General features: G+C 63.7%; 15 protein-coding genes. 10 read left to right on the forward strand and 5 right to left on the reverse strand.

Annotated elements, in window-relative coordinates; translation table 11 throughout:
* The first annotated feature begins 22 nt into the window (after window positions 1–22).
* Window positions 23–1,651 (forward strand): chaperonin GroEL, encoded by a 1,629-nt coding sequence (gene groL / locus HLH34_RS02270; protein ID WP_183117995.1) that lies wholly within the window; start codon window positions 23–25, stop codon window positions 1,649–1,651.
* Between the two features lie 153 nt (window positions 1,652–1,804).
* Here groL and mobA read toward each other — a convergent pair whose 3' ends face one another.
* The gene (gene mobA / locus HLH34_RS02275) at window positions 1,805–2,410 is read right to left on the reverse strand and encodes a molybdenum cofactor guanylyltransferase (protein ID WP_183117996.1); all 606 of its coding nucleotides are present in this window, start codon (window positions 2,408–2,410) and stop codon (window positions 1,805–1,807) included.
* 96 nt (window positions 2,411–2,506) lie between these two features.
* On the opposite strand from mobA, the gene mobB reads away from it, so the two are divergent.
* Both mobB and cysG read left to right on the forward strand, forming a co-directional pair.
* A complete protein-coding gene (mobB, locus tag HLH34_RS02280; RefSeq protein ID WP_183117997.1) occupies window positions 2,507–3,043 on the forward strand; it encodes a molybdopterin-guanine dinucleotide biosynthesis protein B in 537 nt (178 codons plus the stop codon).
* Window positions 3,040–4,452: a siroheme synthase CysG gene (gene cysG / locus HLH34_RS02285; protein WP_183117998.1), complete on the forward strand. Its 1,413-nt coding sequence runs from the start codon at window positions 3,040–3,042 to the stop codon at window positions 4,450–4,452. Before mobB ends, cysG begins: the two co-directional genes overlap by 4 nt.
* Window positions 4,453–4,586: 134 nt before the next feature.
* Here cysG and HLH34_RS02290 read toward each other — a convergent pair whose 3' ends face one another.
* The 4 genes from HLH34_RS02290 to HLH34_RS02305 all read right to left on the reverse strand — a co-directional run bounded on the left by HLH34_RS02290 (window position 4,587) and on the right by HLH34_RS02305 (window position 10,210).
* Window positions 4,587–5,264: a TetR/AcrR family transcriptional regulator gene (locus HLH34_RS02290; RefSeq protein WP_183118291.1), complete on the reverse strand. Its 678-nt coding sequence runs from the start codon at window positions 5,262–5,264 to the stop codon at window positions 4,587–4,589.
* A 175-nt stretch (window positions 5,265–5,439) separates the two neighbouring features.
* The gene (locus HLH34_RS02295) at window positions 5,440–7,035 is read right to left on the reverse strand and encodes an acyl CoA:acetate/3-ketoacid CoA transferase (RefSeq protein WP_183117999.1); all 1,596 of its coding nucleotides are present in this window, start codon (window positions 7,033–7,035) and stop codon (window positions 5,440–5,442) included.
* A gap of 83 nt (window positions 7,036–7,118) precedes the next feature.
* Window positions 7,119–8,714, reverse strand: coding sequence for a GMC family oxidoreductase (locus tag HLH34_RS02300; RefSeq protein ID WP_183118000.1), 1,596 nt, complete (start codon window positions 8,712–8,714; stop codon window positions 7,119–7,121).
* Entirely contained in the window at window positions 8,711–10,210 is a 1,500-nt protein-coding gene (locus HLH34_RS02305) for an aldehyde dehydrogenase family protein (protein ID WP_183118001.1), read from the reverse strand. The genes HLH34_RS02300 and HLH34_RS02305 overlap by 4 nt, the downstream gene beginning before the upstream one ends.
* A gap of 613 nt (window positions 10,211–10,823) precedes the next feature.
* Here HLH34_RS02305 and HLH34_RS02310 point away from each other — a divergent pair.
* From HLH34_RS02310 to HLH34_RS02340, 7 genes are all read left to right on the forward strand, one after another.
* Window positions 10,824–11,966, forward strand: a complete 1,143-nt coding sequence (locus HLH34_RS02310; protein WP_183118002.1) for an acyl-CoA dehydrogenase family protein — start codon at window positions 10,824–10,826, stop codon at window positions 11,964–11,966.
* Window positions 11,963–12,730, forward strand: a complete 768-nt coding sequence (locus HLH34_RS02315; protein WP_183118003.1) for a 3-ketoacyl-ACP reductase — start codon at window positions 11,963–11,965, stop codon at window positions 12,728–12,730. Before HLH34_RS02310 ends, HLH34_RS02315 begins: the two co-directional genes overlap by 4 nt.
* A 2-nt stretch (window positions 12,731–12,732) precedes the next feature.
* On the forward strand, window positions 12,733–13,896 hold the full coding sequence (locus HLH34_RS02320; RefSeq protein WP_220792009.1) for a dihydrodipicolinate synthase family protein: 1,164 nt from the start codon (window positions 12,733–12,735) through the stop codon (window positions 13,894–13,896).
* Entirely contained in the window at window positions 13,889–14,746 is an 858-nt protein-coding gene (locus tag HLH34_RS02325) for a sugar phosphate isomerase/epimerase family protein (RefSeq protein WP_183118005.1), read from the forward strand. The genes HLH34_RS02320 and HLH34_RS02325 overlap by 8 nt, the downstream gene beginning before the upstream one ends.
* Window positions 14,747–14,762: 16 nt before the next feature.
* Complete coding sequence (locus tag HLH34_RS02330) at window positions 14,763–15,527, forward strand: electron transfer flavoprotein subunit beta/FixA family protein (protein WP_183118006.1); 765 nt, start codon at window positions 14,763–14,765, stop codon at window positions 15,525–15,527.
* Window positions 15,524–16,453 carry an electron transfer flavoprotein subunit alpha/FixB family protein gene (locus HLH34_RS02335; protein ID WP_183118007.1) on the forward strand — a complete coding sequence of 310 codons (930 nt, stop codon included), beginning with the start codon at window positions 15,524–15,526 and terminating at the stop codon, window positions 16,451–16,453. The genes HLH34_RS02330 and HLH34_RS02335 overlap by 4 nt, the downstream gene beginning before the upstream one ends.
* Before the next feature lie 172 nt (window positions 16,454–16,625).
* Window positions 16,626–17,642 carry an aldo/keto reductase gene (locus HLH34_RS02340; RefSeq protein ID WP_183118008.1) on the forward strand — a complete coding sequence of 339 codons (1,017 nt, stop codon included), beginning with the start codon at window positions 16,626–16,628 and terminating at the stop codon, window positions 17,640–17,642.
* The last annotated feature ends 23 nt before the right edge of the window (window positions 17,643–17,665 follow it).

Genomic DNA, 17,665 nt, shown 5'->3' on the forward strand with positions numbered 1-17,665 from the left:
CTCAATTCAGGGAATTCGGATCATGGCTGCCAAGGACGTAAAATTTTCCGGTGACGCGCGTGCGCGCCTTCTGCAGGGCATCGATATTCTGGCCGATGCCGTCAAGGTGACGCTTGGCCCCAAGGGGCGCAACGTCGTCATCGACAAGAGTTTCGGTGCGCCCCGCATCACGAAGGACGGTGTGACCGTCGCCAGGGAAATCGAACTGTCCGACAAGTTCGAGAATCTGGGCGCGCAGCTGCTGCGCGAGGTCGCGACGAAGACCAACGATCTGGCGGGCGACGGCACCACGACGGCCACCGTGCTGGGCCAGGCGATCGTGCGCGAGGGGCTGAAGGCCGTGGCCGCCGGGTTCAATCCGCTGGACGTCAAGCGCGGCATCGATCAGGCGACGGCGGCGGTCATCGCGGAATTGCAGGCCCGCACCCGGCCCATCGCGACGCAGGCGGAAACCGCGCAGGTCGCCACCATTTCGGCCAATGGCGAGGAGGAAATCGGGCGCATCATTTCCGAAGCGGTGCAGAGGGTCGGCAAGGACGGCGTGATCACCGTCGAGGAAGCGAAAGGGGTCGAGACGGAACTGGACGTCGTCGAAGGTCTGCAGTTCGACCGCGGATATATCTCGCCCTATTTCGTGACGAATACCGAAAAGCTGATCGCGGATCTGGAAAACCCTTATATCCTGATCCATGAAAAGAAGCTGTCGTCGTTGCAGCCACTGCTTCCGCTTCTGGAAAATGTCGTCAAATCGGGGCGTCCGCTGCTGATCATCGCCGAGGATGTCGATGGCGAGGCTCTGGCGACGCTGGTGGTCAACAAGCTGCGCGGCGGGCTGAAGATCGCCGCCGTCAAGGCGCCGGGCTTCGGCGACCGGCGCAAGGCCATCCTGGAAGACATCGCGATCCTGACCGGGGGCGAGGTGGTCAGCGAGGATCTGGGCACCAAGCTGGAAAACGTGACGCTGGCCCAGCTGGGCCAGGCGCGGCGGGTGGTGATCGACAAGGACAATACGACGGTGGTGGACGGCGAAGGCGGGGCGGAGGCCATCCAGGGCCGCATCGGCCAGATCCGCGCCCAGATCGCCGAAACGACATCGGACTACGACCGCGAAAAGCTGCAGGAGCGCCTTGCCAAGCTGGCGGGTGGCGTTGCGATCATCCGTGTCGGCGGGTCGACCGAGGTCGAGGTAAAGGAACGCAAGGACCGGGTGGACGACGCGCTGAACGCCACCCGGGCAGCGGTGGAGGAAGGCATCGTGCCCGGAGGCGGAACGGCGCTGGCCCGTGCAACCGCCGTCGTGGCGGGGCTGCATTTCCTCAATGACGACCAGCGTGTCGGTGGCGAGATCGTGCGCAAGGCCCTGCAGGCGCCGCTGCGGCAGATTGCGGTCAATGCCGGCGAGGACGGGGCGGTGATCGCCGGCAAGGTCCTGGACAATCCGGATTACAATCATGGGTTCGACGCGCAACTGGGTGAATACAAGGACCTGGTCGCGGCGGGCATCATCGACCCGACCAAGGTGGTCCGTACCGCATTGCAGGATGCGGCATCGGTTGCCAGCCTGCTGATCACGACCGAGGCGCTTGTCACGGAAAGGGCGGAGCCCAAGGCCCCCGCGCCGTCGGCCTCCGGGGGCGATCTGGGATATTGATGCCTGCAGGGTGCCACCCTTCGGGGTGGCATCGCCGCCTTTCAGGCAGCGTCCTGAGACTTGCCGCGAAAGAGCCGTTCGTCATGCTACCTTCGCGCATCCGGGGCGGTGTCCTTGCCTGATCGGGCAGAACCGGGCTGCCGCCGGCGGGCGTCAGTCCGCACCCGTCAGGGCGGCCAGGCGGGCGGCTTCGGCCAGATCGGCCGGGCTGTTGACGTTGAAGAACGGATCGACCGTCTGTTCGGGAAACGCCACGTCCCGCATGCCGATCGTCTCGGCGAAGGCCCGCACGCCGAATGCCGCGCGCGGGGCGTTCCCCCCCGTTGCCGCCAGCCGGTCACGCAGCGCCGTGCGCGCCGCGACCGGCCACAACGCGACCAGATGATGACGGCGCCCCCCCGACACCGCGACGGCGGGGGCAGGGGCCAGAGCCATCGGAAGGTCGCGGGGGATGAACGGCGTGTCGCCCGGCACGGTCAGCACCGCGTCGCAGTCCAGGCCGGCGGCCCAGTCCATGGCCGCCAGCACACCGGCCAGAGGCCCCGCACCCAGTGGACCGTCCGGCAGGACAGACAGGCCGAACGATTCGAACCGCACCGCATCGCCCCGGGTATTGATGGCCAGCGGCCGGCCATGCCCCCCCAGCCGGTCCAGCACACGACCCAGCAGGCTGCGCCCTGCGACCCGCAGCAGGGGCTTGTCCCCACCGCCCATCCGCCTTGCCTCGCCCCCGGCGAGAACCACGCCGGCCCATCGCATCGCCATTCCTCCCGCCAGATTGCGATGACACCGACCTTGCCATCATCACCGATCGAAGGCACCTGTACGCCCTGGTGACAAAAACGGGAAAGAGGCATGCACAGGCCCGCCATCATGGGAATCGCCGGGCGCAGCGGCGCGGGCAAGACGACGCTGATCGTCCGCCTGCTGCCCGAACTGCGGCGACGGGGCCTGCGGGTCTCGACGATCAAACACGCCCATCATGGGTTCGACATCGACCGCCCGGGCAAGGATTCCCATCGCCATCGGGCCGCCGGCGCGCACGAGGTCATGCTGGCGTCGGGCAATCGCTGGGCCTTGCTGCATGAACGCGAGGACGAACCGGAAGCCGCACTGCCCGACCTGATCGCGCGGATGGCCCCGGCCGACCTGATCCTGGTGGAAGGCTTTCGCGGCAGTCTGCCCGTCGCCCTCGAAATCCACCGGCTGGCGGCGGGTCAGGACCCGCTCTGGCCCGACAATCCGGCGATCGTCGCGGTCGCCACCGACGCGCGGCCCGATCAGCCGCCCCATCTGCCTACCAGCCTGACCGGGCTGGACCTGGCCGACATCCCCGCCATCGCCGATTTCGTCACGGCCCGTGCGCGGCCCTGCCCGACAGGTGTCTCATGACCGTCCCCGGCGATCCCGGCTGGTTTCCACTGGCCCTGCGGCTGCATGACGCGCGGGTGCTGGTCGTCGGCGGCGGCGGCATCGCGCTGAACAAGGTGCGGCTGCTGCTGGCGCACGGCGCGCGGATCGAAATCGTCGCAACCCATCTGGACGACACGCTGGAGCAGTGGCTGGCCGAGGGGCGGGTGGCACTGGCCGGCGCCGACGCGACCCCGGACCTGCTGCGCGCGCTGCTGCCCGGCTGTCGCCTGGTCTACGCGGCGACCGACGACCGCGCCCTGAACCGCGTCGTGGCGGCCCTGGCGCGCGGCATGAACATCCCGGTCTGCGCCGTCGACGACCCCGCGCCCTCGACCTTCATCACGCCGGCGCAGATCCATCGCGGGCCGGTGCGCATCGCCATTTCCACCGGCGGATCAGCCCCCGTGCTGGCCCGCCGCCTGCGCGAGCGGATCGAGGCCGTGATCCCCGCCGGACTGGACGGGTTGGCCCGCTTCCTGGAGGCCGAACGCGCGCGGGTCGTGGCGCGCTGCCCGGACATCGCCCGGCGGCGGCGAGTCTGGGAGGATTTCCTGGATGGCCCCGGTGCCACCGCCGCCGGATCCGGCGACACGGCCACCGCCCGGCAGGTCCTGGACCGGCTGCTGGACGGCGGAAAGACGGGCGGCGAGGTCTGGCTGGTGGGGGCCGGGCCGGGCGATCCGGATCTGCTGACCCTGCGGGCGCTGCATCTGATGCAGAACGCCGATTCGGTGTTGTACGACCAGTTGCTGCCGCCCGATGTGCTGGACCGGGTACGGCGCGACGCCGAACGGGTGTTCGTCGGCAAGCAGCGCAACCGCCACACCATGCCGCAGGCCGATATCAACGCCGAGATGATCCGTCGCGCCCGCGCGGGCGAGCGCGTGCTGCGCCTGAAGGGCGGCGATCCGTTCATCTTCGGCCGCGGCGGCGAGGAAATCGAGGCCCTGATGGGCGCCGGCATTCCTTTTCAGGTCGTGCCCGGCATCACCGCCGCCAGCGGCTGCGCCGCCTATGCCGGCATTCCGCTGACGCACCGGGATTGCGCGCAATCCTGCCTGTTCGTCACCGGCCATGCCCGGGCCGACGGCACGCTGGACCTGCCGTGGGACAGCATGGCGCGACGCGGGCAGACCGTTGCGATCTATATGGGTGTCACGGCGCTGCCGGCCTTGTGCGAGACGCTGATCCGGCACGGGCTGCCCGCCGGCTGGCCGGCGGCCGTGGTCGAACGCGGCACGCAGCCCGACCAGCGGGTGCTGACCGGCACCTTGGGCGACCTGTCCGACCTGGCACGCCGCAACGCTGTCACCAGCCCCGCGCTGGTCCTGGTGGGCGAGGTGGTGAACCATCGCGTCATTACCCCGCCACCGATGCTGGAGGACTGAGAGCTTGTTTGAAAATGCGCGCTGGCGGCGATCCGACGCGCGTTTTCTGCGCTCCGCTCTCGCTCGCCAACCCATATTTTCAAACAGGCTCCGAGCCCCCACTTCGCCATCGGTCGCGTCAATCCGGCAGGCTATCAGGCTTGAACGATACGTAAAATGCTATCAACGTTGAAATCAACGCGCTTATTTAGCATGTCGGGTGACATGAAATCACATTTGAAAATAATGTTTCCCGTGTATCTATTTGTTATGTAGTAATATCCAATCGCGGCAATGGAAATATGCAACTGCATTGCATCAATTCCCGGGCGGAAATCGCCTTCTCTTTCGCCGCGTTTCAGAAGATTTTCCAGGATACGCAAGCGATTTTGGCTGACACTCCGCAAAGTGGCCGATTTCTCCAAGTGTACACCACGATGCAGATTCTCACTGTTAACAAGAGTTATAAAATCCGGATTATTTAAATAATAATTCCACGTAAATTTGACAAAATGAACCAGGGCAGATTTGGGGGTAAGGTGGTCGAGAGCAAGTTTCTGCTCGGCCTCATAAAGGTCGCTGTAAGCGTCTTCCAGAATTCTGGTAAAAAGAGATTCTTTGTTTCCAAAATAATGATAAATCATTCTTTTGTTGGCATCGGCTTTCTCGGCAATAACATCGACACGCGCGCCGGCAAGGCCACTTGTCGCGAATTCGCGCTTGGCGGATGACAAAATGCGCTTCTGGGTCGCCTCGGCGTCTCGTTTGCGAGGAACATTTACCGGGTCGGTTTTGTCACCCGGATTTTCTTCCCGCTCTTTTTGTTCTTTCAGCACTCTGCATTCCTTTCGGGAATAAAATTCCGGCCACACTATCGTGGGATATCCCGCAATGAGTACCAAGGCTGATCGTTCCTTATAAAGTAATAAGATATTTACATAAACCCCCACTGCATCCCATCAGTTGCCCATCGCAAATGAACGGCTTCTTCCCGGCGCGCCTGCCCCATCAGGCGGCAACCTGCCTCGCGGGCTTGAGCAACGGCATCCTGCCCTCGGGCCGAAACAGGGCCGCGTCCATCACGCGCAGATCGGGCGCGACAAGAAGCCTCGTCTCGGCCCGGTCGAGAATCTGCGTCTGCAGGTCGATGCCGGGTGCGATTTCGGTGACCATAAGCCCGTCGGGCGTCAGCTTCATCACGCAGCGCTCGGTGACATACATCACCTGCTGGCCCTGTTCGACGGCGCGCCTGCCGGAAAACGAAACCTGTTCCAGTTGATCGACGATCTTCGCCACCTTTCCTTCCCGGTCGATGGACACCTTTCCGTCGATGACGCTCAGCTTGGCGCCGGCATTGAAATAGCCCGTGAAAATGATACGGCGCGCGCGCGACGTGATGTCGACAAAACCGCCCGATCCCGCGGTCACATGCGGCCGGGCCGAGAGTTTCGACACATTGACCGAGCCATTGCGATCGATCTGCAGGAACGACAGCAACGAGACATCGAACCCCCCTGCCTGAAAATAGGTGAACTGATGCGGTGAGGCGACGAATGCCTCGGCATTGGACGAACATCCGAACTTGAAGTCGAGCAGGGGAACACCGCCGACAGCGCCCTGTTCGATCACCCACGTCACGTCGCCGTGGCGCCCTTCTTCCAGCAGCACGCGCGGGACGGTCGCGCAGATGCCGAAGCCGATGTTGACCGCCCAGCCGGTCTGCAGTTCACAGGCGACGCGGCGCGCCATGACTTTTGCGATGTCGAACGGCGGCAGGTCGAAACTGTCGAGCGGCCGGAAGATCTCGCCGGAAATCGCCGGATCATGGGGGGTTGCCGTGGTCTGCAACTGGTCCGGCGCCTCGACCACGTAATCGACCAGGATGCCCGGCACCCGCACGTCATGCGGCTTGAGCGTGCCGGACTGGGCGACGCGCTTGACCTGCGCGATCACCATGCCGCCATTGTTGTGCGCCGCAAGAGCCAGTTCCATCGCACCCAGATAGGCGCCCTCATTTTCGAAACTCAGGTTGCCGCGTTCGTCGGCGGTGCTCGCACGGATGAGCGCGACGTCCGGGCGCAGCGCGCTGAAATACAGCCAGTCCTGGCCTTCGAACGCGATGCGGCGCACGATGGGTTTCTCGCGCGCCGCATCGTTCATCGCGCAGCCTTCCTGGTCCGGATCGACAAACGTGTCCACACCGACCTGTGTCATCACGCCGGGACGTTTGGCCGCGCCCTCGCGCAGAAGGTCGAAAATGATGCCGCTGGGCACGTTATAGGCCGCGACCTCGTTCCGCGCGATCATCTGGCGGATCACCGGCGGTTCGGCGCCCGATGGGCCGGACGGATAGGACCCCCCGATGATGGTCGAAATCAGGCCGGGTTGCGCCAGATGATCCACGCCCTTGGTGCCGAACATGTCGCCCGCCGCGATGGGGTGGATCATGGTGACGCCTTTCGGCGCGCCATGGGCCCGATACTGCTCGCCGATTGCCGCGAGCATGGCGTCGGGGCAACACAGTCCGCTGGACGAATTGACCGCGATGACGGCGCCATCCTTGATCAGCATTGCAACGTCGGCGGCGGGCTTGACTTTCGACATGGTGCTTCTCTCAATAAACCATCTGGTTAGATACATATCGGCCCGGGTTGACCGTCCGGGGCGCATCTGAAATCCGGTCTTTCCTATGCGTTGCCCCGGATCAGGTCGGCCGCGCGCTCGGCAATCATGATGGTCGGCGCGTTGGTATTGGAACCGATGAGCGAGGGCATGACCGAACTGTCGCAGATGCGTATGCCGTCCAGCCCGTGGATCCGCAGCTGCGAATCAACAACGGCCATGGGGTCCTTGCCCATCTTGCAGGTGCAGGTCGGGTGATAGGATGTCCGGCCGTATTGCCGGGCGTAATCCTCATAGGTCTTCATCGTCGGCTTGATCTCGTCAAAGAGATTGATCGACTTGATGTATTTCCGCAACGACGGCTGCCGGAAGATCTCTTCGCTGATCTTCACGCCCTCGGCCGAGACGCGGAGATCGTCGGGATCGGCCAGGAAATTGGGATCGACGATCGGCGCATCCCGGGGATCGGACGAACGCAACGTCACCGTGCCGCGCGACTTCGGCCGCAACGTGTAGCTGTTGAGCGTAATGCCCGACGTGCCCTTGGGCACCGAGACGACCCCCGCCTCCGCGCCGGCGCCGGCAAGGAAATGGAATTGCAGATCGGGACAGGGCGCATTGCGGTCGGCATACCAGAACGCGCCGGCTTCCACGACATTGGATGTCAACGGACCCGAGCCAAACAGGGCATATTGCAGCCCGGCCCACATCATCCACGGGTACCTGCTGTATCGGTTGTAGCTCTCGTGGCCTTTCAGTTCGGCCACGATGTCGACCCCGAAATGGTCCTGCAAATTCTGCCCGACACCCGGCAGGTCCTGCACCACGGGAACATTGTGGGCCTTCAGATGCGCGGCCGGCCCGATGCCCGACAGCATCAGCAGTTTCGGCGTGCCGATGGCGCCGGATGTGACGATGACCTCCTTGTCCGCGCGCGCCACCTGAATCTGGCCTTTCACCGCATAGACGACGCCCGCCGCGCGCCTGCCGTCGAACAGGATGCGCAGGACCTGCGCGCCGGTGATGACGTGCAGATTGGCGCGATGCAGCGCCGGACGCAGATACGCCACCGCCGCCGAGCAGCGCCGGTTGTTGCGGATCGTCAACTGGTAGATGCCCGCCCCTTCCTGTTTTGCGCCATTGAAGTCGGGATTATACGGGATGCCGTACTCCTGGCAGCTCCGCACGAAGGCGCGACTGAGGGGATTGGGCGAGGACAGGTTTGAAACGCCAAGCGGGCCGGTCGTTCCATGCCACTCGCCGGCCAGCATCATATTGCCTTCCGAGCGAATGAGATATTTCTGGATGTCCTTGAATGCCCAGCCGTCGGCGCCTTCTTCCACCCATCGGTCGTAGTCCGAAGGGTGGCCGCGGGTGAAGACCTCGGCATTGATCGACGACCCGCCGCCCAGAACCTTGGCCTGCACGTATGGAATTTCGCGATTGTTGGCATGCTTCTGCGGTGCGGTCACCAGCCCCCAGGTCAGGGGGCCGGTGGTCATTTTCGCAAAACCGATCGGGATATGGATCAAAGGGTTGGTGTCGCGTTTCCCCGCTTCGATCATGCATACGCGCGCAGAGGGATTTTCCGACAGAAGGGCTGCCAGGACGCAGCCGGCCGACCCTCCGCCGATGACGATATAGTCATAACTTTCGGTCATGATTCGATCCAGTGCGCGCGGGCGCCGATTTCCACATGGACGGCTTTGACCTGGGTATATTCCTCCACACCCATGATACCGGCCTCGCGCCCCCAGCCCGACTGCTTGAAGCCCCCGGCCGGCGTTTCCGGCCCGCCCGCCATGATGGTATTGACCCAGAACCGGCCGGCCCGCACACGCCGCGTGACGGTCAGGGCCTTGTTCAGGCTGCTGGTCCAGACCGAAGCGGCAAGCCCGTAGATCGTGTCATTGGCCAGCGCGATCGCCTCCTCGGTCGTGTCGAAATGGAAAGAGGACAGCACGGGGCCGAAGATTTCGTCGCGGGCGATCGCCATGGAGGGTGTCACGCCCGAGAACAGCGTCGGCTGGATGAACCGGCCGCGGCCGAGATCGAGCGCGCCCCCGCCTTGGACGACTTTCGCGCCCTCCTGCTTGCCCTTTTCGATATAGCCAAGAATTGTCTCGTTCTGCGCACTGGTCGTGACGGCGCCGATCTGCGTGCGCGGATCGAGCGGATCGCCCACGCGGATACGCGCCATTTTCTCGGCCAGGATCCTCTCGAATTCCGGAGCGACCGAGCGTTCGACGATCAGGCGGCTCGAAGAAACACAGCATTGCCCGGTATTGAAGTTGATGCCGAAGGCCGCCCCGTCGGCCGCATCATCCAGATTGGAATCGGCAAAGACGATGATGGGGTTCTTGCCCCCCAGTTCCAGCCCCAGCTTCTTCAGGTTGCTGGCCGCCGAAGCCTGCACGCAGGTGCGACCAACCGCGGTCGAGCCCGTGAACGACAGCATGTCGACGTCGGGATGTTCGGCCAACGCCTGCCCGATTACGCGGCCCACGCCGGTCACGACATTGTAAGCCCCGGCCGGCAGGCCTGCTTTTTCCAGAATATCCGCCAGAATCAGCGTGGTTGCGCTGGTCACCTCGGCCGGTTTGACCACCAGCGTGCAGCCCGACGCCAGGATGAACGGCACACGCTCGCACAGGATCAGGAAAGGGAAATTCCAGGGCGTGATCAGTCCCACGACGCCGATCGGCTCCCGCAGCACCATGCCGAACAGGCTGTCGCCCATGTTGTTGAAGCTGTCGCCGCGCAGCAGCCGCGCCGCGCCGGCCGCGACCTCGAAACAGGCGATGCAGTGATCGATTTCGCCCTTCGCCTGGCTGATGGGCTTGCCGTTTTCAAGAACCTCCCACAGGGCGATTTCGTCGCGGCGCTCGCGCAGCCCCTGGGCGGTGCGCAGCAACACGGCCGCGCGCTCGGCGCCGGGAATGCGGCTCCAGCGGCCATTCTCGAACGTGCGGCGGGCGGCGGCCACGGCGTCGTCCAGATCCTGCTTCGAGCAGCGTGCGGTGCGCGTCACCAGCCGGTCGTGGGCGGGCGACAGCCGTTCCTGCTGGTCGCCGGCCTGGCGCCACTGCCCGTCGACGTAAAAACCGAAATCGCGTGGGGTTTCGGGAAATGCGGTGCTTTGATCCAGTTCGGCCATAGATGGCTTCTCCAGTTTTGACGCCGTCGGTGTCCCGATGGCTGATGTGGACATCGACCGCTGGGCTGATGCGTCGGGCCGGGTATCCGGCCTGACCGAATAAGCGAATGATCGACCTTGCCGTTTCGGCAATTTCAAATGCTGTTGGCGCTACGGAAGAAATCGCGGTCCGCGCTGTGGAGCGAAAATGCGCGCATGACGTCCATATTCGCGAAGAACATGAAGGGCGTCGGCCTGCCCGTTGCCTGGGCCAGAACGCGGCAACAGCGTGTTCACATGAATCATAGGGTGACGTTCCGCTTGTTTATTGGTGATCCCGTCATTTTTCCGCAGGATCACATTTTATTTTTGAACGACCGTCTCCGGATGCACCAACCGGTTACTCAGTGATAGGCTCGACATCGACCACCTTAAAACTCACATTTCCGTGAGTTGTATCGGCCATGCCGCGCCGCCTTGGCGCGCCTGCCGTACGCCCGGTCACTGGACACCGATCTGTGATAATTGGCGAAAATACGGGAGATGTTGGAAATCGGCATTGCCTTTTTCCTTGATCGGGAGACGGAAGTTATATATGTAACCAGTTAGTGCATAAAAGAGCTGGAATGCCGGGATGTATTTGAACGAAATGCAGGCGCAGGTGCGCGAAACCGCGCAGGCTTTTGCCGATGAGGTTATCCGCCCCGCGGCCGAGGCGCTGGACCGGGAAGAGCGCTTTCCCTCCGAAATATATGACGAAATGGCCAAGGTCGGCCTGTTCGGTGTCGGCGTGCCGGAATCCCTGGGTGGGCCGGGCTTCGACACTCTCACCTATGCTGTCGTGATGGAGGAACTGTCGCGCGGCTATGCCAGTATCGCGGATCAGTGCGGACTGGTGGAACTGATCTCGACGCTTCTGGTGCGGCACGGCACCGAACGCCAGACCGGGATGCTGCCGGAAATCCTGGCGATGAAACGCAAGGTTGCCTACTGCATCACCGAGCCCGAGGCGGGCACCGACGTATCGGGCATCCGCACCACCGCCGAGAAGGATGGTGACGGCTGGGTGCTGAACGGCGGCAAGATCTGGATTCACAACGCGCCCGTGGCGGACACCGGCTTCGTCCTGGCGCGGACGGACAAGGCCGCCGGCAACCGCGGCATGTCCATCTTCATCGTGGACCTGCACGCGCAGGGTGTCGAACGTGGCCCCAAGGAACACAAGATGGGGCAGCGTGCCAGCCAGGTCGGCGGCCTGTCGTTCTCCGATGTCCGGCTTGGCCCTGATGCGTTGCTGGGCGAGGCCGGGCGCGGGTTTCACATGATGATGAGTGTGCTGGACAAGGGCCGTGTCGGTATCGCGGCGCTTGCGACCGGCATCGCGCAGGCGGGGCTGGAAGCCGCGGTGGAATATGCCGGCGTGCGCAAGCAGTTCGACAAGAAAATTTCCGAATTCCAAGGCGTGCAGTGGCTTCTGGCCGACATGGCGAAAGACATCGAGGCCGCGCGCCTGCTGGTGCATTCGGCGGCGGTCAAGATCGATCAGGGGCTGGATGCGACGAAGGCATGTTCCATGGCGAAATGCTTCGCCGGTGATATGGCGGTGGCGCGGACGTCCGATGCGGTGCAGGTGTTCGGTGGCTCGGGCTATATCCGTGGCTTCGAGGTCGAACGCCTCTATCGTGACGCCAAGATCACGCAGATCTATGAGGGCACCAATCAGATCCAGCGCATGATCATCGCGCGCGAGCTGATGAAGAAAGGTGCCCGCGCATGAGACAGGTTGCGCTGGTCACCGGCGCCTCGCGCGGGATCGGCCTGGCGGCGGCCGAGGCGCTGGCGCAGGACGGCTTTGCGATTGCCCTGAACGGTCTGTTTGACGACGCCGAGCTGCACGAAGCGGTTCGGCGCGTGAAGGCACACGGCGTGCCGGTCATGGCCGCACCATTCGATGTCAGCGACACAACCCTGGCCGCCGGATGGCTGGCGCGTATCGAGGAGACGCTTGGTCCGCTCACCACGCTGGTCAACAATGCCGGTGTGGGGGTGTTGCAGCGTGGCGACCTGCTGGACGTGACCGAAGAGAGCTGGGACCGCTGCCTGACGGTCAATGCCAAGGCCCTGTTCTTTCTCTCCCAGGCCTTTACCCGGCGTCTGCTGTCGCGCACGCGGCCCGAGACGCTTTTCCATTCCATCGTGAACGTCACCTCGTCGAACGCCCGGGCCGTGGCTGTCCAGCGTTCCGAATATTGTGCGTCCAAGGCGGCGGCGGCCATGGTGTCCATGGCGTTCGCCGTGCGGCTGGGGCCGGAAAATATCGCGGTCTACGACGTGCAGCCCGGGCTGATCGCCACCGACATGACCGCGCCTGTGATCGAGATGTATCGCAAGCGCGCGGCGGACGGGCTGACGCTCATGCCCCGTGTGGGCGAACCCGCGGACATGGGCGGCATCATCGCGACGCTTGCATCGGGGAAGCTTCCCTACACCACGGGCCAGGTGATCTCGGCGGATGCCGGACTGCTTGTCCCCCGATTCTGAGAATGACCATGAAAATCGCCCTTCCTGACGAAACGGGCCGGAAAAGTGATTACCGGCTTACCGGAAAGCCGTTGGTCCTGGCGAGCTTGCCGCCTCATCCGGCGCGCATCGTCTATTCCGCCGCCCATGTCGTTGCCGATCCTTTTTCGGCCGCGGCGCCCTCCGGCCAGCCGGCGATCGACTGGGAAAAGACCATGGCGTTCCGGCACTATCTCGCCGGCATGGGCCTGGGGATTGCCGAAGCGATGGATACCGCGCAGCGCGGCATGGGCCTCGACTGGTCCCGTTCGCTGGAACTGATCCGCCGCACCCGTTCGGAACTGCCGGACGCGCTGGTGGGCAACGGTTGCGGCACGGACCACCTCGACCTGTACCAGGTGTCCACCGTGGACGAGGTCATCCGGGGTTACATGCTGCAGGCCGAAGCGATCCAGGCCCTGGGCGGCCGGCTGATCCTGATGGCCAGCCGCGCGCTGGCCCGCGTGGCCAACGGTCCCGCCGACTACAAACGCGTCTACCGCGAGGTGCTGACGAACTGCGATCAGCCGGTCATCCTGCACTGGCTGGGCGAGATGTTCGATCCGATGCTGGAAGGCTACTGGGGTAGCCAGGATTTTGACGCGGCGCTGGAGACGGTCCTGTCCATCATCGGGGAAAACCGCAATCGCGTGGATGGGATCAAGATTTCCCTTCTCGACAAGGACAAGGAAATTCGCTTGCGGCGGCGCCTGCCCGCGGGCGTCCACATGTATACCGGCGACGACTTCAACTATCCCGAACTGATCCAGGGCGACGACCAGGGCTTCAGCCATGCGCTTCTGGGTATATTCGACCCGATCGCGGTGGCGGCGGTGACGGCGGTCAGGCAACTGGGCGAAGGCAATGTGGCGGGTTTCCGCGCAACGCTGGACCCGACCGTGCCCCTGGCGCGCCGCATTTTCCGGGCCCCGACCCAGTATTACAAGACCGGCGTCGTGTTCCTGGCGTGGCTGAACGGGTTTCAGGACCATTTTATTATGCTGAACGGCGCGCAATCGATGCGTCCGCTCCCCGATTTCGTCGAGATCTTCCGCCTTGCCGACGGGTGCGGCCTGCTGCGGGACCCGGAACTTGCCGTGACGCGTATGAAAACGCTTCTGGCGCTGTATGGCGCAAGTGATGCGTGATTTCCGCCATGACCACTCCGCGCTGGCGCTGAACACCGCCACGCTGGGGCACAATGTCGAGGGTGCGGGCGCCGGCTGGTCGCCGGAACGCGTCATCGACGCCTGTGCCGAACGCGGTATTGGCGGCATCGTCTTCTGGCGCCGGGAACTGGCGGGACGGGCCGCCGCCATCGGCGACCACGCCCGTCGATCCGGGGTGGAGGTCATCGGCCTGTGCCGTACCCCCTTCCTGGTCGGGCCGCTGGCCGAGCGGGACGCCACGGCCATCGCCGACGATTTCCGCCGTGCGATCGATCTGGCGGCCGAGGTCGGCGCGCCCGTGCTGACGATCGTCACCGGCGGCGTCGCCGCCGGGACCAAGGGCATGGGCGAGAGCCTGAAAATCGTCGCCGAGCGCGTTGCCCAGGCGGTGCCCTGGGCCCGCGAGGCCGGCGTGAAACTGGCCCTTGAGCCCCTGCACCCGGTTTACGGCGGAAACCGGTCCTGCCTCGTGACGACGCGGGAGGCGCTCGACCTGTGCGACGGGATCGATGACGAGGCGCTGGGCGTCGCCATCGACATCTACCACGTGTGGTGGGACGGCGATCTGTCGAGGCAGATCAGCCGTGCCGGGAGACGTATCCTTGGCTTTCATCTGTGCGACTGGCTGGCCGAAACCACCGACGTGCTTCTCGATCGCGGCATGATGGGGGACGGCGTCGCCGATATCAGGGCGATCCGTGCCGCCGTGGAAGCCGCAGGGTACCAGAGCTTCTGCGAAGTCGAGATTTTTTCCGCCAACACCTGGTGGAAGCGCGATCCGGCCGACGTCCTGGACGTGATGGTCGAACGGTTTCGCACTGTCTGCTGAACAATCAGGATCAGTCATGAAACTTCTTGTTCCTGTCAAACGTGTCGTTGATTACAACGTGAAAATACGGGTCAATCCCGACGGTAGCGGCGTTGAAACGTCCAATGTCAAGATGTCCATGAATCCGTTCGACGAAATCGCGCTCGAAGAAGCCGTGCGGATGAAGGAGAAGGGCGTGGCCAGCGAGATCGTCGCGGTCTCCATCGGTACGCAGCAGGCGAAGGAGACGCTGCGAACGGCGCTGGCCCTGGGCGCGGATCGCGCGATCCTGGTGGACGCCACGTCCGATCCGAAACAGGATATCGAGCCGCTGTCGGTGGCGAAGATCCTGGCGAAAATCGTAGCGGAGGAAAAGCCCGATCTTGTCATTGCCGGCAAGCAGGCCATCGACAACGACATGAACGCCACCGGGCAGATGCTTGCGGGCCTTCTGGGTTGGGGGCAGGCGACCTTTGCCTCGGCGATCGAGATATCGGGCGGCAGTGCGACGGTCACGCGCGAAATCGACGGTGGCCTGCAGATCCTCAAAGTGGCCCTGCCGGCCGTCATCACAACAGATCTGCGTCTGAACGAACCGCGCTATATCTCGCTTCCCAGCATCATGAAGGCGAAGAAAAAGCCGCTGGAAGAAAAGACCCTTGCCGATCTTGGCGTCGATCTGACACCGCGCCTGCGCATCGTCCATACCGACGAGCCGAAGCAGAGGAGTGCTGGTATGCGTGTCGGCTCGGTCGATGAACTGATCGACAAATTGAAGAATGAAGCGGGAGTTCTGTCATGACCGTCCTGTTGCTTGCCGAAATCAGCCAGGGCCACCTGGTGACCGATCATGTGGCGCGCGCGCTCTCCGCCGTATCGGCGCTGGGTGAGGTGGATGTACTGATTGCGACGGACCAAGGTGGCGCGGACGCGGCCGCGCAGGCGGCAAAGTTGCGGGGGGTCAGGAAGGTTCTGCTGTGCGAAGCGCCTTGTCTTGCGCACGGCCTGGCCGAACCGGTCGCGGCCCTGGTCAAGTCGGTTGCCGAAGGTTATTCGCACATCGTGGCCGCGGCCGCGACCTACGGCAAGAATATCCTGCCGCGCGTCGCCGCCCTTCTGGACGCGATGGTCATTTCCGACGTGACTGCCATAAAGGACGGCGAAACGTTCGAGCGTCCGGTCTATGCCGGGAATGCCGTGCAGCAGGTTGTTTCCAGCGACCCGCTCAAGATCTTCACCGTGCGGACCGCATCCTTCCAGCCGGCGCCCGAAGGCGGCAGCGCGCCCGTCGAACTGGTTTCGGCCCCTGCCGATCCGAACCTCTCGACCTGGGTGGAAGATCGTATCGTCGTGACGGAGCGGCCCGAGCTGACCTCGGCGAAGCGGGTGGTGTCCGGCGGCCGCGGGCTGGGGTCGAAGGAGAACTTCGATGCCATCGTCCGTCTGGCCGACAAGATCGGCGCCGCCGTCGGGGCAAGCCGCGCGGCCGTCGACCTGGGATACGCGCCGAACGACTGGCAGGTCGGTCAGACCGGTAAGATCGTGGCGCCCGAACTTTATGTGGCTGTCGGCATCTCGGGGGCGATCCAGCATCTGGCCGGCATGAAGGATTCGAAGATCATCGTCGCGATCAACAAGGACGAGGACGCACCCATCCTCAAGGTGGCCGACTACGCACTGGTGGGCGACCTGTTTGCGATCGTTCCAGAATTATCAAAAAAGCTTTAAAGTCCCGCCGTTGCGGTCGATGCCAGGTTCGGAGGGCTTGATTGGCACGCTGAATGACGGATACAAATCCGGCCCCACCGGATAAAGCGGTGTGACCGATATAATCGCTATGCTTGTCTAAAAAAAGAACGCCGGTCGGGTCTCCTGATCGGTCATAAAAGGATGACAAGTCATGAATCCCTGGGAAAAGCGCCGCTTCGGCCGGTGCGGGTTCGACGTTACCGCATTTGCATTCGGTACCGCACCCATCGGAAATTTTCTGCGCGAAATGGACGAACAGGTCGCGGCCGACATGATCGCGCGCGCCTGGAGCGCCGGTGTGCGTTTCTACGACACGGCGCCGATGTATGGCCATGGCCTTGCGGAACTTCGTCTTGGACAGGCCCTGCGATGGAAAAAGCGGGACGAGTTTGTGGTGGCTTCGAAGGTCGGTCGTGTATTGCATGCCGGACGACGGTCCGAGGTGGAGTTCGCACCGTGGTGCAATGCCGCGCCGAACCACATGACATTCGACTACAGCTATGACGGAACGATGCGGTCGTTCGAGGATTCGCTTCAGCGTCTGGCGCTGGAATATCTCGATATTGTCCTGATTCATGACATCGACCGTTTCACCCATGGCGACGCCCAGCCTGTCATGTTCGAAAACGCAATGGACGGCGCCTGGCGGGCGCTGGAGCGCCTTCGTTCGGAAGGTCTGGTCAAGGCCATCGGCGTGGGTGTCAACGAATGGGAGGTCTGCCACGAAGCGCTGAAACGCCGCGATTTCGACTGCTTCCTTCTGGCGGGCCGATATACCCTGCTGGAGCAGGATGCGTTGGATGAATTCCTGCCGTTGTGCGAGGAACGTGACACGGCGGTGATTGTCGGGGGCGGCTTCAATTCGGGCATTCTGGCAACCGGGGCGGTCGCAGGCGCCAAATATAATTATTCGCCGGCACCTGAAGAGATTTTACAAAAGGTCGCCCGGATCGACCAGGTCTGTCGCAAGCACGACGTGCCGCTGCCGGCGGCCGCACTGCAATTCGTCGTTGCCCATCCCGCCATTCCCGCGTTCTGCGCGGGAACAAGAACGGCGCAGCAACTGGAACAGAACCTCGACTGGTTCAGCCTGCCCATTCCTGCCGCCTTCTGGCAGGAGCTCAAGGCACGCGGTCTGCTGCGCGAAAGCGCCCCCACTCCGGATTGATCGCGTCCCGGGATGTCTGAGGA

Origin of the sequence: Gluconacetobacter azotocaptans (genome assembly GCF_014174355.1) — a bacterium.
Taxonomy (GTDB): Bacteria; Pseudomonadota; Alphaproteobacteria; order Acetobacterales; family Acetobacteraceae; genus Gluconacetobacter; species Gluconacetobacter azotocaptans.

Coding starts and splice junctions, on each gene's coding strand:
- HLH34_RS02315 (WP_183118003.1), top strand. CDS start 11,963: ATGAGACAGGTTGCGCTGGTCACCGGCGCCTCGCGCGGGATCGGCCTG.
- HLH34_RS02320 (WP_220792009.1), top strand. CDS start 12,733: ATGACCATGAAAATCGCCCTTCCTGACGAAACGGGCCGGAAAAGTGAT.
- HLH34_RS02325 (WP_183118005.1), top strand. CDS start 13,889: ATGCGTGATTTCCGCCATGACCACTCCGCGCTGGCGCTGAACACCGCC.
- HLH34_RS02295 (WP_183117999.1), bottom strand. CDS start 7,035: ATGTCGAAAGTCAAGCCCGCCGCCGACGTTGCAATGCTGATCAAGGAT.
- HLH34_RS02310 (WP_183118002.1), top strand. CDS start 10,824: ATGTATTTGAACGAAATGCAGGCGCAGGTGCGCGAAACCGCGCAGGCT.
- HLH34_RS02340 (WP_183118008.1), top strand. CDS start 16,626: ATGAATCCCTGGGAAAAGCGCCGCTTCGGCCGGTGCGGGTTCGACGTT.
- HLH34_RS02335 (WP_183118007.1), top strand. CDS start 15,524: ATGACCGTCCTGTTGCTTGCCGAAATCAGCCAGGGCCACCTGGTGACC.
- HLH34_RS02330 (WP_183118006.1), top strand. CDS start 14,763: ATGAAACTTCTTGTTCCTGTCAAACGTGTCGTTGATTACAACGTGAAA.
- mobA (WP_183117996.1), bottom strand. CDS start 2,410: ATGCGATGGGCCGGCGTGGTTCTCGCCGGGGGCGAGGCAAGGCGGATG.
- HLH34_RS02300 (WP_183118000.1), bottom strand. CDS start 8,714: ATGACCGAAAGTTATGACTATATCGTCATCGGCGGAGGGTCGGCCGGC.
- mobB (WP_183117997.1), top strand. CDS start 2,507: ATGCACAGGCCCGCCATCATGGGAATCGCCGGGCGCAGCGGCGCGGGC.
- cysG (WP_183117998.1), top strand. CDS start 3,040: ATGACCGTCCCCGGCGATCCCGGCTGGTTTCCACTGGCCCTGCGGCTG.
- HLH34_RS02305 (WP_183118001.1), bottom strand. CDS start 10,210: ATGGCCGAACTGGATCAAAGCACCGCATTTCCCGAAACCCCACGCGAT.
- groL (WP_183117995.1), top strand. CDS start 23: ATGGCTGCCAAGGACGTAAAATTTTCCGGTGACGCGCGTGCGCGCCTT.